The sequence below is a fragment of the Streptomyces sp. Ac-502 genome (assembly GCF_045222935.1).
Lineage (GTDB): Bacteria > Actinomycetota > Actinomycetes > Streptomycetales > Streptomycetaceae > Streptomyces > Streptomyces monomycini.
This window is the reverse complement of record NZ_JBHFFO010000001.1, coordinates 1226622-1241857: the sequence shown is the minus strand read 5'-3', so window position 1 is coordinate 1241857 and position 15236 is coordinate 1226622. Positions and strand designations below refer to the sequence as shown.

11 protein-coding genes and 1 pseudogene are annotated in these 15236 nt (G+C 74.0%); 4 read left to right on the top strand and 8 right to left on the bottom strand.

Annotated elements, in window-relative coordinates; translation table 11 throughout:
* Nucleotides 1-137: 137 nt before the first annotated feature.
* Genes ACEXOX_RS05360 through ACEXOX_RS05345 form a run of 4 tightly spaced genes read right to left on the bottom strand, consistent with a single transcriptional unit; the run spans nucleotide 138 to nucleotide 3374 of the window.
* Complete coding sequence (locus ACEXOX_RS05360) at nucleotides 138-596, bottom strand: thioesterase family protein (protein WP_406519304.1); 459 nt, start codon at nucleotides 594-596, stop codon at nucleotides 138-140.
* The gene (locus tag ACEXOX_RS05355; protein WP_406519303.1) at nucleotides 593-1549 is read right to left on the bottom strand and encodes a 3-hydroxyacyl-CoA dehydrogenase NAD-binding domain-containing protein; all 957 of its coding nucleotides are present in this window, start codon (nucleotides 1547-1549) and stop codon (nucleotides 593-595) included. The genes ACEXOX_RS05360 and ACEXOX_RS05355 overlap by 4 nt, the downstream gene beginning before the upstream one ends.
* A gap of 41 nt (nucleotides 1550-1590) precedes the next feature.
* On the bottom strand, nucleotides 1591-2478 hold the full coding sequence (locus ACEXOX_RS05350) for a 3-keto-5-aminohexanoate cleavage protein (protein WP_406519302.1): 888 nt from the start codon (nucleotides 2476-2478) through the stop codon (nucleotides 1591-1593).
* 38 nt (nucleotides 2479-2516) lie between these two features.
* Nucleotides 2517-3374, bottom strand: coding sequence for a TetR family transcriptional regulator C-terminal domain-containing protein (locus tag ACEXOX_RS05345; RefSeq protein ID WP_406526240.1), 858 nt, complete (start codon nucleotides 3372-3374; stop codon nucleotides 2517-2519).
* Nucleotides 3375-3597: 223 nt separating this feature from the next.
* Between ACEXOX_RS05345 and ACEXOX_RS05340 the strand changes: the two genes are divergently transcribed.
* The 4 genes from ACEXOX_RS05340 (at nucleotide 3598) to ACEXOX_RS05325 (ending at nucleotide 9811) form a co-directional block, all read left to right on the top strand.
* The gene (locus ACEXOX_RS05340; RefSeq protein WP_406519301.1) at nucleotides 3598-5661 is read left to right on the top strand and encodes a SpoIIE family protein phosphatase; all 2064 of its coding nucleotides are present in this window, start codon (nucleotides 3598-3600) and stop codon (nucleotides 5659-5661) included.
* A 161-nt stretch (nucleotides 5662-5822) separates the two neighbouring features.
* On the top strand, nucleotides 5823-7232 hold the full coding sequence (locus ACEXOX_RS05335; RefSeq protein WP_406519300.1) for a glutamine synthetase family protein: 1410 nt from the start codon (nucleotides 5823-5825) through the stop codon (nucleotides 7230-7232).
* Nucleotides 7233-7287: 55 nt separating this feature from the next.
* On the top strand, nucleotides 7288-8460 hold the full coding sequence (locus ACEXOX_RS05330; protein WP_406519299.1) for an amidohydrolase family protein: 1173 nt from the start codon (nucleotides 7288-7290) through the stop codon (nucleotides 8458-8460).
* Between the two features lie 70 nt (nucleotides 8461-8530).
* Nucleotides 8531-9811: an MFS transporter gene (locus ACEXOX_RS05325; protein WP_406519298.1), complete on the top strand. Its 1281-nt coding sequence runs from the start codon at nucleotides 8531-8533 to the stop codon at nucleotides 9809-9811.
* A gap of 28 nt (nucleotides 9812-9839) precedes the next feature.
* Here the strand turns inward: ACEXOX_RS05325 and ACEXOX_RS05320 are convergent, their stop codons facing one another.
* The 4 genes and pseudogenes from ACEXOX_RS05320 to ACEXOX_RS05305 all read right to left on the bottom strand — a co-directional run.
* A complete protein-coding gene (locus ACEXOX_RS05320) occupies nucleotides 9840-12218 on the bottom strand; it encodes a phosphoketolase (protein WP_406519297.1) in 2379 nt (792 codons plus the stop codon).
* A gap of 132 nt (nucleotides 12219-12350) precedes the next feature.
* Nucleotides 12351-13850 carry a M81 family metallopeptidase gene (locus tag ACEXOX_RS05315; protein WP_406519296.1) on the bottom strand — a complete coding sequence of 500 codons (1500 nt, stop codon included), beginning with the start codon at nucleotides 13848-13850 and terminating at the stop codon, nucleotides 12351-12353.
* A 37-nt stretch (nucleotides 13851-13887) separates the two neighbouring features.
* Nucleotides 13888-14580, bottom strand: a complete 693-nt coding sequence (locus ACEXOX_RS05310; protein ID WP_406519295.1) for an ROK family protein — start codon at nucleotides 14578-14580, stop codon at nucleotides 13888-13890.
* Nucleotides 14581-14945: 365 nt separating this feature from the next.
* Nucleotides 14946-15065 (bottom strand): annotated as a pseudogene (locus tag ACEXOX_RS05305) (hypothetical protein); the annotation flags it as partial.
* Nucleotides 15066-15236 lie beyond the last annotated feature (171 nt).

Here is a 15236-nt window from a genome sequence, read left to right as displayed (position 1 = left end):
GGTTCCTCTCCGGACGGGGTGCGAACTCCTAGAGTGCACCGCGCGGCGGGCGGACGGCCGACCCGGCGACGGCGCGCCCCCGGCGGACCGGGGACACGTCGTGCAACGCCACGCCACGCCTCTCGGATTCCCCGCCCCTACACCTCGCGGATCCCCCGCCCGGCCCACTCCGGCGCCGGCCGGACCAGCTCCGCCAGCCGCCCGTACGCCCCCTCGGGCAGCGGCGCGGCACGCCCCTCGTCCTGGTGGACGTGCAGGGCGAAGATCTCCTCGGTGGCCACCGGGCCGCCGGCCGCGTCCCCCACGTACATCTCGTGGACGAAGCGCGCCTTCTTCGCGCTTACGCCCAGGACCGTCGTCCGGACGAGGAGTTCGGCGCCCCGCGGCACCTCCGCGAGGTAGCGCACGTGCGCCTCGACCGTGTAGAGCGAGTGGCCGGTGCGGGTGCGGTAGGCCGCGTCGAGGCCGGCCGCGTCCATGAGGGCGTCCGTCGCGAAGCCGAAGACCAGGACGTAGTACGCCTCGGAGAGATGGCCGTTGTAGTCGATCCAGGCGTCCTGGACGGTCCGCCGGAACAGCGGCAGCCCCGCCGTCACCGGGCGGGCCCGTCCAGACGGCCGGTCGCCCGCAGCACGTCGATGACGCCCTGGTCGCGCTCGGCGACGAGCTGCGCGTACGTCCGGCCGTCGGCGGCCCGGTCGCAGCCGTCGACCACCGCGTCCCGCAGCGCCCGGTCCAGCTCCGGGGCCTCCAGCCGGGTCCACGGGGACTTCAGGGACGGGCCGAAGTGGTCGAGCATGTGGGCCATCCCGCCCTCGCCGCCGGCCAGCGCGAACGTCAGCATCGGGCCCATGAACGCCCAGCGCAGCCCCGGCCCTTCGGTGATCGAGGTGTCGATGTCCTCGACCGTGGCCTCGCCGTTGGCGACCATGTGCAGCGCCTCGCGCCACAGGGCCTCCTGGAGGCGGTTGGCGATGAAGCCGGGCAGCTCACGGTCCATGGTGATCACGGACTTGCCCGCCGCCTCGTAGAACTCGGCGGCCCACTCGACCGCCGTACGGTCGGTCCGCTCCCCGCCGACCACCTCGACCAGCGGGATCAGGTACGGCGGGTTGAACGGGTGCCCGACGACCAGGCGGCCGGGCGTGGCGGCCGCCGTCTGCATGTCGGTCATCGGGTAGCCGGAGGTGGAGGAGGCGATGACCACGCCGGGCGGGGTGGCGGCGTCGAGCCGGCCGAGCAGGTCGCGCTTGAGCTCCAGCTTCTCGGGGGCGCTCTCCTGCACGAACTCGGCGTCGGCGACGGCTGCGGCGAGGGTCGGCGCGATGGTCAGGCGGTCGGGCGAGGCGCCTTCGGCCAGGCCGAGCTGTTCCAGGGCGGGCCAGGCGGCCGTGACCAGGCGGCGCAGCTTGTCCTCGGCGTCCGGTGCGGGATCCCAGGCGGTGACGTCGTAGCCGCGGGCGAGGAAGTGGGCGACCCAGCCGCCGCCTATGACGCCGGCGCCGATGCACGCCACGCGGCGTACGGAGGAGGGAGGGGTGGGGGACACGAAAGACTCCTGAGGGTGAGAGGGCGAGGGGGAACCGGGCTTCAGCCGCGCGGCTTCAGGCCGAGGCGGGCCCGGGCCTGGTCCGGGGTGGCGACCGTCGCGCCCAGCAACTCCGTGATCTGCACGGCCCGTTCGACCAGCTGCCCGTTGGTCGCCTTGACGCCCTTGCTCAGGTAGAGGTTGTCCTCCAGGCCCACCCGGACGTTGCCGCCGAGCAGGATGGACTGCGCGACCCACGGCATCTGCATCCGGCCGAGCGCGAAGCTGGCCCACTGGGCGCCCTCGGGGAGCATCGCGACCATCGACTGGAGCACGCCCGGGTCGGCGGGCGCGCCCCACGGGACGCCCATGCACAGCTGGAAGACGGTCGGGTCGTCGAGCAGCCCTTCGGCGAGCAGCTGCTTGGCGAACCACAGCTGTCCGGTGTCGAAGATCTCCAGCTCCGGCCGTACGCCCAGCTCCTGGATGCGCTTGGCGCCCGCGCGCAGCATGTCGGGTGTCGAGACGTAGAGGCTGGAGCCGTCGCCGAAGTTCAGCGAGCCGCAGTCCAGGGTGCAGATGTCGGGCAGCAGTTCCTCGACGTGCGGCAGCCGCTCCAGGCCGCCGACCAGGTCCGTACCGGGCAGGTGCCGCAGCGGCTCGTCCGGGTCCACGACGAGGTCGCCGCCCATCCCGGCGGTCAGGTTGACGACGACGTCGGTGCCGGTCTCCTTGACGCGCTCGACGACCTCGGCGTACAGGCGCGGGTCGCGGGACGGGGCGCCGGTCTCCGGGTCGCGTACGTGGATGTGGACGACGGCGGCGCCGGCCGAGGCCGCCTCGACGGCGGACCTGGCTATCTGCTCGGGGGTGACGGGCACGTGCGGCGAGCGGCGCACGGTGTCACCGGCTCCGGTCAGCGCGCAGGTGATGATGACCTCGTTGTTCACGGCGGGTCCTTCGGTCGGTGGGGCGGGGAGCAGCCCGCTCAGGGGGCCAGCTCATGGTCGATGAAGGTGAGCAGCGCGGCGTGCATGGTGTCCGGGCCGGTGCTGTCGGGTGCGGTGGCCAGCACCTGGGTGGCCAGGCCGTCGATGAGCGCGGTCAGCCGCAGCGCGGTGGGCTCGGGGTCCACGGCACGGAAGACGCCCTGGTCGACGCCCCGCCGCAGTACTTCGGCGACGGTGGTCCGCCACTGCCGGTAGTAGTGCTCGTGCAGTTGCCCGACGGCGGTGGAACGCGCGGCCTGTGCCCACAGGTCGAGCCAGACCAGCCACTGCCGCCGCTGCTGTGCGGTGCGCGGTGTCTGGAGCGCGATCAGGTGCAGCAGTTCGGCGTGGGCGTCCGGCGCGTCGGCCAGGCCCGCGGCGCGCCGCGCGGTGTCCTCGTCCATGCACCAGCGCACGGCCGCTTCCAGCAGCTCGTCGCGGCCGGGGAAGTGGTAGTGCACGGCGGCCGTGCTGGTGCCGCAGGCGGCGGCGATGTCGGCGACCCGGACGCCGTGGAAACCGTGCTCGGCGATCAGCCGGACGGTCTCCCGGACGATCTGGAGCGGCCGGCCGCCCTCGGGCACCGCGACCGGCTCCCGGTCCCGGGCCGGCGCCGGGGAGCCGCCCCGGGAGCCGAGCAGCCACGCCACGTCCACGCCGCCGATGTCCGCGACGCGCACGATCTCGGCGAGGGTGAAGCGCCGGGTGCCGCCCAGCGACCTGGACAGCTTCGAGGGGTCCATCACGATGCGCCGGGCGAACTCGCGGCGGCTGCATCCGAGGCTGTCGACCACCTGCCGGACGCGGTCACAGACCTCGCTGTCGTCGGGGACCCGGGTGCCGGGGTCTTCGTCCATGGGCATGGTCAGGGACCGTAACAGCGTGTTGAGATCATCGCAACGACCTCATCGGGAGATGTTGCCAGAAAGGCCGGTCATGCTGGGGTATGACTGTTGTGTTGAGCACTGACTGATGCGTAAGTCAGATGCGCGGTCCGGCCGGACCGGCTTCGTCGACCGACGCCGTACGGGACACGTGTGGACCGGCCACGTACAGGACAAATGTGGCAAAGTTGCGGACATGGCTGACCGGGGCGCGAAGCGGCCGACCGTGTCGGTGCCGGACGACTGGCCCGCTCATCCGGACCTGACGCTGGCCCTCAACGGCATGGGCGGCTTCGACTGGGACCTCGACAGCGGCCGTATGCACATGGACGGTTCCGCTCTGGAGGTCTTCGACCTGCCGCCGGAGGAGTACGACTCCGACCCGGCCACCCTGGGCTGCCGTCTGCCGCCGGACGAGGCGGCCCGCCTGGACAGCGTCGTCTCCCAGGCGCTCAAGGACGGCAGCGACTCCTACGGCGCCTACTTCCGCGTCCGGCTGCGGGACGGCACGGTGCGGTGGACCCACACCCAGGCCAGCATCCGCCGGGACGCGACCGGCAAGCCGCACCGCATCATCGGCGTCGTCCGGGACGCCGGCCAGGAGTACACCCAGGCGGCGGAACGGGCCCAGGCGCACGCCCGCAGACTGCGCAACACCGGCCTCGTCGAGCGCACCACGGCGGCCCTGGCGCACGCCAGGACCGTCCACGACGTCATCGGCGTGCTCGGCGACGACCAGGCGCTGACCAGACTGGGCGCGCGGAACGTCATCGTCGGCCTGGTCGAGGCGGGCCGCATCCGGGTGGTGCACGAAGGGCAGGCGGGCAGCTTCGTACCGCAGCACGAGGTGCTGCGGGTCGAGGAGGAGTTCCCGATGAGCGAGGCGGTGCGCACCCTCCAGCCGTGCTTCATCCGCTCCCGCGCCGAGTTCGCCGAACGCTACCCGGCGCTCTGGCCGCACCTCGAAAGGATGGACTTCGGCTCCGCCGCGTACCTGCCGCTGATCGCGCAGGCCCGGCCGATCGGGGTGGTCGGCCTGTTCTACCGCTCGGAGAACCCGTTCGGCGTACAGGAGCGCAACCTGCTGCTCGCCCTCGGCTCCAGCGTCGCGCAGAGCCTGGCCCGCGCCATGCTCTACGACCAGGAGCACGACCTCGCCGAGGGCCTCCAGCAGGCCATGCTGCCGCGCCGCATCCCCGGCATCCCCGGCGCCCAGATCGCCGTACGCTACCGGGCCGCCCGGATCGGCCGGGACATCGGCGGCGACTGGTACGACGTGATCCCGCTGCCCGAAGGCCGGGTCGCCGCGGTCATCGGCGACGTCCAGGGGCACGACACCCACGCCGCGACCGTCATGGGCCAGCTACGGATCGTGCTGCGCGCCTACGCCGCCGAGGGGCACCCGCCCGCCACCGTCATGGCCCGCGCCTCCGCCTTCCTCGGCGAACTCGACACCGACCGCTTCGCCACCTGCACGTACGCCGAGGCCGACCTGACCACCGGAACGGTGCGGCTGGTACGCGCCGGGCACGTCGACCCGCTGCTGCGGCACGCCGAGGGCCTGTGCCGCCGGCTGGAGGTGGCCGGCGGCCTCCCGCTGGGCATAGCGACCGGCTTCCGCGACCTGGACTACCCCGTCACCACCGTCCACCTGGCCGTCGGAGAAACCCTGGTGCTGTACACCGACGGGCTGGTGGAACAGCCGGGCGCCGACATCGAGGACGGTGTACGGCACCTGGCCAGAGTGGTGCGCGACGGCCCCCAGGACGTCCAGCAACTGGCCGACCGGCTCTGCGAGCTGGCGGCCGAGCAGACCGGCGAGGACGACATGGCGATGCTGATCCTGCGGCGCGGCGGGGAGCCCGCCGCACCGGCCGCCGGACGGCTCCAGCAGCACGTCGCACCCGACGACGCCCAAGGGCTGTCCGCCGCCCGCCACATGATCCGCGCCGCGGTACGGGCCTGGGGCGCACGGGAGCGCGCCGAGGAGGTCGAACTGGCCGCCGACGAGCTGATCACCAACGCGCTGCTGCACACCGACGGCGCGGCGGTGGTGACCGTACGGATGCCGCACGGCACCGACCGGCGGCTGCGCCTGGAGGTGGCCGACCGCTCCAGCGCCCTGCCGCGCCGCCGCGACAGCGACGAGTCCGCGCTGTCCGGACGCGGGCTGCTGCTGGTGGACCGGCTGTCGGATGTCTGGGGTGTGGAACCGCGTGGCAACGGAAAGTGCGTATGGTGCGAGTTCGACTGTCCGTGACGGCCGGTACGGCCTCCGGGAACGGGACGGCCGCGCCTGCCGTCCGGCAGGGCACCCGCGGCAACCGCCCCTGACCGGGCGCACCGTGGCGCGGACAGCGGACCAGGGCACAGCTCGATCGGCCGCCGAATGAGCGGCATGGCGGAATGGGGACACGCGCTATGGAACCGGGGCCTGCGCAGCAGTGGGGCGACGCCCGCCGGACGGCGGCACGGCTGGACGCGGAGCACGTCCGCGCCATCGCCCTCACCTGGGTCGACAACGCGGGCATCGCCCGTACCAAGACCGTGCCGACGGCCCGGCTGGCACCCGCCGTGCAGCGCGGTGTCGGCATGTCACCGATCTTCGACGTGTTCACCTCCGACGACGCGATCACCGCCTCCGCGCACCTCGGCGGGCCCGACGGCGACCTGCGGCTCTTCCCCGACCTGGAGCGGGTCACCGTACTGGCCGCGCAGCCCGGCTGGGCCTGGGCGCCGGTCGACCGCTACGACCAGCTCGGCACGCCGCACCCCGGCTGCCAGCGGCAGTTCGCCCGCCGCATGGTGCAGCGGGCCGCCGACGCGGGGCTGGTGCTGCGGATGGGGTTCGAGACGGAGTGGGTGGTCACCCGCGCGCCGGAGGCCGACAGTGGCCGCCCCGACGGCCCCGCGGGCGCCGACGAAGCCCTGGACTACCCCTGCGCGGGCCCCGCCTACGGCATGACCCGCGTCGTCGAACTCTCCGACTACCTCCGCGACGTGGCCGAGGCGCTGGCCCTCCAGGACATCGACGTCCTCCAGCTCCACCCCGAGTACGCGCCGGGCCAGTTCGAGGTCTCCACCGCGTCGGCCGACCCGCTGCGCGCCGCCGACGACCTGGTCCTCGTCCGGGAGACCGTACGGGCCGTCTCGCTCCGGCACGGCCTGCGGGCCAGCTTCGCGCCCTCGGTCGTGGCCGGCCAGGTCGGCAACGGCTGCCACCTCCACCTCAGCCTGCACCGCGGCGAACGCAGCCTGCACCGGGAGCCGGACGCCGACCGGGGCCTGGACCCGGACGCCGTACGGTTCCTCGGCGGCGTCCTGGAGACGATGCCCGCGCTGCTCGCCGTCGGCTGCCCCTCGCCCGCGAGTTACCTGCGGCTGGGCCCGTCCGTGTGGGCCGGCGCCTACCAGTGCTGGGGCGTGGAGAACCGGGAGGCCGCGCTGCGCCTGGTCACCGGCGCCCCCGACGACCCGGACGGCGGGCACGCCGAGATCAAGCCGTTCGACGCCGCCGCCAATCCGTACCTGGCGGTCGGCGCGGTGATCGCCGCCGGGCTGCACGGCCTGTCCACGGGCGCCGTGCTGCCTCCGCCGGTCACCGGCGACCCGGGCGCCCTGGGGGTCCGGGAGCGCGCCCGGCGCGGCATCGTCCGGCTGCCCTCGTCGCTGACCGAGTCCACCGACCGGCTGGCGGAGTCGGCGGTGCTGCGGGAGGCCATGGGCGAGGTGCTGTACGGCGCCGTGATCGCCGTACGCCGCGCGGAGGCGGCGCACTTCGCGGACAGCGAGCCCGAAGAGATCGCCGCGGCGACGCGATGGAGGTACTGATGGCCGTGCCCGCCCTCGTGTCCCCTCCCGGTGCCGCCCACGGACGGAGGGGCCGGTGACCGCACAGGCCGCCGACGGCGCCCCGGACCCCTTCCCGGACCTGCCGCCGCTGATCGACCAGCACTGTCACGGCGTGCTGCGCGGCGACCTGTCGGCCGCCGAGTTCGAGTCGTACCTGACCGAGTCGGACCGGCCCGCCGCCGCGGGCACGACCTTCTTCGACACCCAGACGGGCTTCGCCGTCCGCCGCTGGTGCCCGCCCCTGCTCGGCCTCGCGCCGCACTGCACGCCCGGCGCGTACCTCGCCCGGCGGCGCGAACTGGGTGCGGCCGAGACCCGCCGCCTGCTGCTGGGCGGTACCGGCATCGGTACGTACCTGGTGGACACCGGCCTGCCCGGCGACCTCACCGGGGCGCACGAGACGGCCGAGGCGGGCGGCGCCACCGGGCACGAGATCGTCCGCCTGGAGACGCTGGCGGAACGGGTCGCGGCAGGCGTACGGGCGGCGGGGGAGCGGAGCGTGGACGCGGCAGCCGAGGTGTTCGTGGCCAGGCTCGCCGACGCCGTACGGGACGCGGCCCGCACCGCCGTGAGCTTCAAGTCCGTCGCCGCCTACCGCCACGGGCTGGCCCTCGCCCCTGAACCCCCGCGGGCGGACGAGGTGACGACCGCCGCCCGCGCCTGGCTCACCACCGGCACCCACCGTCTCACCGCCCCCGTCCTCCTGCGCCACCTCCTGTGGCTCGCCACCGCCACCGGCCGCCCCCTCCAACTGCACACCGGCTTCGGCGACCCCGACCTGCGCCTGCACCACGCCGACCCGGCCCTGCTCACCGATTTCGTCCACGCCACCGCGGGCACCGGCACCGACCTGATCCTGCTGCACTGCTACCCGTACCACCGCCAGGCCGCCTACCTGGCCCACGCCTTCCCGCACGTCTACGCCGACGTCGGCCTGGCCCTCGGCCACACCGGCCCCCGCGCGGCAGCCGTGCTCGCCGGATTCCTCGAACTGGCCCCCTTCGGCAAGCTCCTCTTCTCCACCGACGCCTACGGCCTGCCGGAGCTGTACACCGTCGGCAGCGCCGCCTTCCGTACGGCGCTGGCGGAGGTGCTGACCGGCTGGGTGCGCGCGGGCGCCTGGTCGGCGGCGGACGCCGAACGCGTCGCGGCGCTGGTCGCGGCCGGCAACGCCCGCCGGGTGTACGGCCTTTCGGAGGGCCGGTAGCCGTACGGCCGGTGTCATGATCAGGCCACCCAGGTAAGTGGCTCCACCACGGACCGTGCTTTACTGCCCCGTGCCTCCTGTCATATCCGACCCCAAGCCCCGCCCTCCGCTGCACACCCGCCTCTTCGCCGACATCACCCCGCTGCGCACCTCCGCGGACTACCGGCGCCTGTGGTTCGGCAACACCGTCTCCTGGGTCGGCCAGCAGATGACCGCGCTGGCCGTCTCCCTCCAGGTGTACGCCCTCACCGGCTCCACCTTCGCCGTCGGCGCGGTCGGCCTGTGCTCCCTGGTCCCGCTGGTCGTCTTCGGGCTGTACGGCGGGGCGGTCGCCGACACCGTCGACCGCCGCAAGCTCGGTATGTACAGCGCGGTGGGCGCCACCGTCCTGTCCGTCGCCCTGGCCGCCGCCGCGCTCGCGGACGTCCGGCAGGTCTGGGTGCTCTACACGGTCGTCGCGCTCCAGGCCGTCTGCTTCGCGATGAACTCGCCGGCCCGCTCGTCGATGATCCCGCGCCTGCTGCCGCCCGAGCAACTGCCCGCCGCCAACGCCCTCAGCTCGCTCACCAGCAACCTCGGGATGATGGGCGGCCCGATGCTCGGCGGCGTCTTCGTCGGCCTGTGGGGCTACCAGGCCGCCTACCTGATCGACGTGGGCTGCTTCACGGCCGCGCTGTACGCCATGTGGCGGCTGCCCGCCATGCGCCCCGACCACGGCGACGGCGACGGGGCGCCGCGCCGCCCCTCCGTCCTGGAAGGACTGCGCTTCCTCGCCACCCGGCCCAATCTGCGCATGACCTTCTTCGCCGACCTGGCGGCCATGGTGCTGGCGCAGCCCCGCGCGCTGTTCCCCGCCGTCGCCGTGCTCTGGTTCGGCGGCGACGCCAAGACGGTGGGCCTGCTCGTCGCGGCGCCCGCGGTCGGCGCGGTGCTCGGCGCGCTGTTCTCCGGGTGGCTCGGCGCGGTCCGCCGGCACGGGCTGGCGATCCTCGTCTCGGTCGCCGCCTGGGGAGCGGCCGTCGCCTGCTTCGGCCTGACCCGCCACCTGTGGCTCGGCCTGTTCTTCCTCGCCGTCGCCGGCTGCGCCGACACCGTCTCGATGGTCTTCCGCGGCACCATGCTCCAGGCCGCCGCGCCGGACCGGATGCGCGGCCGCCTCCAGGGCGTGTTCATCGTCGTGGTCGCGGGCGGCCCCCGGCTCGGCGACTTCCTGGCCGGATCGGCGGCCGACCTCGCCACACCGGCCGTGGCGGTCGTCGGCGGGGGACTCGCCTGCGTCGTGACGGTAGTGCTCCTGGCCCTGTGGCGCCGCGACTTCGCCCGCTACGACGCCCGCGACCCGCAGCCCTGACGGGCGGCCCCGGGGCCGCCCGCCGCCGTCACCGGCCGCCGCCCGGCCAGCTCCACTCCTCGACCTCCGGCAGGTCCGTGCCGTGCTCGCGGATCCAGGCGTGGTGGCGCTGCCGTACGTCCGCCATCGCCTGCCGCACCCCGGCGGCCCGTACAGCCAGTCCCGGCACCCGGTCGATCACGTCCATCACCAGCCGGTAGCGGTCCATGTCGTTGGTGACCACCATGTCGAACGGCGTGGTCGTGGTGCCCATCTCCTTGTAGCCCCGCACGTGCAGGTTGGGGTGGACGGCCCGGCGGTAGGTGAGCCGGTGCACCAGCCACGGGTAGCCGTGGTACGCGAAGACCACCGGCACGTCGTGCGGCAGCAGCGCCTCGAACTCCCGCTCCGTCATGCCGTGCGGATGCTCCTCGTGGGGTTGCAGGCGCGTCATGTCGACGACGTTGACGACCCGTACCGACAGCTGCGGCAGGTGGGTGCGCAGCAGGGAAGCGGCGGCCAGCGTCTCCTGCGTCGGCACGTCACCGGCGCAGGCGAGCACCACCTCGGGCCGGCTGCCGGGCTGCTCGGTGCCCGCCCACTCCCAGATGCCGGCGCCGCGCGCTACGTGCCCCCGCGCCTGCTCGATGTCCAGCCAGTCGAAGCACGGCTGCTTGCCCGCGACCACCACGTTGACCACGTCACGGGTGCGCAGCACATGGTCGGCCACACACAGCAGGCTGTTGGTGTCCGGCGGGAGGTAGACCCGTACGGTGTGCGGGTCCTTGTTGAGGATGTGGTCGACGAAGCCGGGGTCCTGGTGCGAGAAGCCGTTGTGGTCCTGGCGCCAGACGTGCGAGGTCAGCAGGTAGTTCAGGCCCGCCACGGGCACCCGCCAGGGGATGTCGCGGGCCGACTGGAGCCATTTGACGTGCTGCGAGGCCATGCTCGACACGATGTGCGCGAACGCCTCGTACGAGGAGAACAGGCCGTGCCGGCCGGAGAGCACGTACCCCTCCAGCCACCCCTGGCACAGGTGCTCCGAGAGCACCTCCATCACCCGGCCGTGCCGCCCCAGATGCTCGTCGGTGGGCTCGGTGGCGGCCTGCCACGCCTTGTCGGTGGCGTCGTACACGTCCTGGAGCCGGTTGGAGGCCGTCTCGTCCGGGCCGAACAGCCGGAAGTCGCGGCGGTCGGCGGTCCGCTCCATCAGGTCGCGCAGCAGGCCGCCGAGGACGCGGGTCGGTTCGTGCATCCGGGTGCCGGGCTTGTCGACGGGCACCGCGTACTTCTCGGGGTCGGGCAGTGGCAGCGTACGGACGAGACGGCCGCCGTTGGCGTGCGGGGAGGAGCCGAGCCGCCGGTCACCGCGCGGCACACAGGCCAGCACCCGGTCCACCGGCCGCCCCTCGCCGTCGAACAGCTCGCCCGGCGCGTACGACCGCAGCCAGCCCTCCAGCTGGCGCAGATGGTCCGGGTTGTCCCGGACGCCGGACAGCGGGACCTGGTGGGCGCGCCAGGTGCCCTCGACGGGCGCGCCGTCCACCTCGCCGGGGCCGGCCCAGCCCTTGGGGGTGCGCAGCACGATCATCGGCCAGCGGGGCCGGGACCGCGCGCCGTCGCCGCGGGCGGTGCGCTGGGCGTCGTGGATGCGGTGCAGCGCGGTGTCCATGGCGGCGGCCATGGCCTGGTGGACCTGCGCGGGATCGGAGCCGGTGACGTACAGCGGCTCGTGCCCGTAGCCGCGCAGCAGCGCGTCCAGTTCGTCCTCGTCCACCCGGGCCAGGACCGTCGGGTTGGCGATCTTGTAGCCGTTCAGGTGCAGGATCGGCAGCACGGCGCCGTCGTGCGCCGGGTCCAGGAACTTGTTCGCGTGCCAGGAGGCGGCCAGCGGCCCGGTCTCCGCCTCGCCGTCCCCGATCACGCACGCCACCAGCAGGTCCGGGTTGTCCAGCGCGGCGCCGTACGCGTGCGCGAGGGAGTAGCCCAGCTCGCCGCCCTCGTGGAAGGAGCCCGGCACGTTCGGCGCCGCGTGGCTCGGCACCCCGCCGGGGAAGGAGAACTGCCGGAACAGCCGGCCCATCCCGGCCGCGTCCCGCCCGACGTCCGGATACAGCTCCCCGTACGTCCCCTCCAGCCAGGCACCGGCGAACACCGAAGGCCCGCCGTGCCCCGGACCCCACACGCACACCGCTTCCTGCCCGTGGGTGCTGATGACCCGGTTGACGTGGGTGTAGACCAGGTTCAGGCCCGGGCAGGTGCCCCAGTGGCCGAGCAGCCGCGGCTTGATGTGCTCGGGGCGCAGTTCCTCGGTGAGCAGCGGGTTGCCGGTCAGATAGATCTGACCGGCGGCGAGGTAGTTCAGCGCCCGCCAGTGGGCGTCGAGATCGAGCAGTTCGCTCTCGGTGAGCGGGGTCGGCGACTCCATCGGGGCCCTCCGTCGGGGGAAAGGTGATCAGGGAGCGCCTCTCCACCGTACGGGCCGTCATGCACCCGCGCCGCACATAACGGGCCGACCGGACGCGCCGGGCCCCGGGGCCCGTGTCCCGGAGCCCGTGCCTCAGAGCAGCACCGGTGTCAGGTCCGGCTCCTCGAAGCCCGCGTCGTCGAACGGGTAGAGCGGGCGGACCACCCGGTGGTGGCCCAGGCGCGAGAGGTCCTGGTCCACGCCGCCGGGGGTGAGGGCGAGCAGCCAGTCGGCGGCCATCGCGTACAGCTCCGGCTCCAGGTAGCCGATCTTCACCACGACGATGTCGTACGCCGTCGGGTCGAGCGTGCCGAAGTCGGCCCGGGTGTGGAAGGGCTTGCGGCGCTCGGTGAGCACGGCCGTCACGCCGCCCCGGGTGACGGCGGCGGTGCGGCCGCCGCCGTCGTACGCCGGGTTGCCGCGTGGGGCACCGGTGGCGGGTGCGGCCGGGTCTTCCAGGGCGGTCACCGTGCCGGTCAGCTCGTACGGCTCGGCGTGCGGGCCGGTGCCGGCGCTGACGTGGCCGCCGACCTTCAGGGTCACACGGGCGCCCACCCCGGCCTCGAAGCAGGCGGCCACCGCGGCCGGGTCGGTGATGCCCGGGTGCAGCGCGGTGACCCGGCCGCTCGCCAGGTCCTCGTCGGCCAGCAGACGCCGCAGCATGTACGCGAGGTCGCCCGCGCCGCCCGCGGTGGGATTGTCGCCGGAGTCGCTGATCAGGAACGGGCGGGCGGGGGAGGCCACGGCGTGGGCGATGCACGCGTCGGCGTCGCCGGTCGGGCCGACGAAGACGAAGTCGCGGCGCACGTCCCAGTACTCCTGTGCCAGGCCGCGGGCCTGCTCCAGCGCCAGGTCCGGGTCGTCGCCGGTCACCACGACCGCGGCCCGGCAGCGCGCCTCGTCGGCCCAGGCGTAGCCCACCCAGACCGCCGCGTCCACGATGCCGTCCAGCGCCTCGACGGAAGCGAGCCTGCCGTACAGGGACTTGGCCGGTTCCAGCCGGGTGCTGGTCTTCTCGCCGGGGAGCAGGACCGGCACCTGCACCCAGGCGCGGTACGGGCGGCCCTTCCCGGACGCCAGCCGTCCGACCAGCTTGCGGGCGGCCCGCTCGCGCGTCTCCCAGGCGTCCTCGTGCGGGGCGAGGCGGTGCGCGGTGAGCAGGTCGATGCGGTCGGCGAAGCGGCGCGAGACGTTGCCGTGCAGGTCCATGGCGGCGGAGAGCAGGGAGTCCGGGCCGAGCGCGTCCCGTACGGCGTGGGTGAGGTCCGCCTCGGCGTCGTCCAGGCCGACGACGCTCATGGCGCCGTGGATGTCGTAGACCATGCCGTCCAGCGGCCCGGCCTCGCGGATCCGGGTGACCAGTTCGGACTTGATGCGGTCGTACGTCTCCCGCTCGACGGGGCCGCCGGGCAGCGCCACCGCGTGCACCAGGGGCACCCACTCCACCTGGTCCGTGAGGTCGCTGTCCGGCCGGGTCCAGGTGTAGCGGTCCAGGAGCGCGGTGCCGCGGGTGATGCGGAAGTCGTCGTACGTCGAGCGGTGCGGGCAGAACTGGCTGGACTCGATGGCCATGCCGCCGATGGCGATGCGCATGTTGGTCGGGCACCTTCCGTTGGGACGGTCGGGGGATCTACGTACGGATGATGGGCAGGGCCGGGAGTCCGCCCTCGGCGGCCAGTTCGCGCAGCGCGGCATGGCCGGCGCCGAGCAGTCCCGCGTCGGGGCCGCAGCTCGCCGCGACGATGGCCAGCTCGCTCGTCGCCATCGGCAGGCACCGCTCGTACAGCACCCCGCGCACCGCCGCGACCAGCGGTTCCGCCGCGGCGAGTGCGCCGCCCAGCACCACGGCCTCCGGGTTGAAGAAGTTCACCACGATGCCCAGCACCCCGCCGATGTGCCGTCCGGCCTGCCGCACCAGGGTCGTCGCGTGCGGTTCGCCGTCCTCGACGAGCCGCAGGATGTCGGTGGCGGAGTCCGCCTCGATGCCCTGGCCGCGCAGCGCGGCGGCGATCGCGGCGCCGCTGGCCACCGACTCCAGGCAGCCGATGTTCCCGCAGGAGCAGGGGCGTTCGGCGGCGGCGTCCACCCTTACGTGACTGATGTCCCCGGCGCAGCCGCGGGCGCCCCGGTAGAGCCGGCCGTGACTGATCACGCCGGAGCCGATGCCGCGGCCCGCCTTGACCACCACCAGATGCCGCAGGTTGGGGTGGGCGGCCCGGTGCTCGCCCAGGGCCAGGACGTTGGCGTCGTTGTCGACCAGGACGGGCAGACCGAGGAGTCCGGCGAGCCGGTCGCGCAGCTCGTACAGATGCCAGCCCGGCATCCGGGACGGCGCGATGACGCGGCCCGACGCGGGGTCGACGGGTCCGGGAAGCCGATGCCCGCGCCGCACACGGTGCGTCCGGCCGCGCGCTGGCGGTCGGCCAGCGCGGTCAGGCGTTCGGCGAGCAGGCCGACGGCCGGTTCCGGGCCGGTCGTCAGGTCGAGGGCGCACTCGTCGATGTCGAAGCCGGTGCCGGTCAGGCCCACCGCGCCGGTACGGATGTGATGGCTGCCCAGGTCGGCGGCGAGCGCGACGGTGCCGCCGTCCGGGACGCGCAGCAGCCGCGGGCGGCGCCCGCCGCGGGAGGCGCCTTCGCCGGACTCGGTCAGCAGTCCGGCGTCGACCAGTTCCTGGACGCGGGCAGAGACGGTGGAGGCGGCGAGCCCCAGCTCCCGTACGAGGTCGGCGCGCGAGCGGGCGGTGCCGGTCGCGACGAGTTCGAGGACGTGCGCGGCGGAGCCGGGCTGTTCCTCGGCGGCGGTCACGTCGGGGCCTCGGGGGCGGACGGGGTGGCGCCCGGGGCAGCGGTCATGGCGGTGCCTTTCGGCCGTGAACGGCGGGGAACGCCGGAAAATCGGCGGGTAGTTCCTCTTCTTTATTCGGTCGCCGAAGAAAGAAGAGGAATCAAGTGGCCTTCAGTACACCCCAATTGCCGA

Bases quoted from the DNA above. Each gene is read 5' to 3' on its own strand.
- ACEXOX_RS05335 (WP_406519300.1), top strand. From the start codon at position 5,823: ATGGAACCGGGGCCTGCGCAGCAGTGGGGCGACGCCCGCCGGACGGCG.
- ACEXOX_RS05320 (WP_406519297.1), bottom strand. From the start codon at position 12,218: ATGGAGTCGCCGACCCCGCTCACCGAGAGCGAACTGCTCGATCTCGAC.
- ACEXOX_RS05340 (WP_406519301.1), top strand. From the start codon at position 3,598: ATGGCTGACCGGGGCGCGAAGCGGCCGACCGTGTCGGTGCCGGACGAC.
- ACEXOX_RS05345 (WP_406526240.1), bottom strand. From the start codon at position 3,374: ATGGACGAAGACCCCGGCACCCGGGTCCCCGACGACAGCGAGGTCTGT.
- ACEXOX_RS05310 (WP_406519295.1), bottom strand. From the start codon at position 14,580: ATGCCGGGCTGGCATCTGTACGAGCTGCGCGACCGGCTCGCCGGACTC.
- ACEXOX_RS05315 (WP_406519296.1), bottom strand. From the start codon at position 13,850: ATGCGCATCGCCATCGGCGGCATGGCCATCGAGTCCAGCCAGTTCTGC.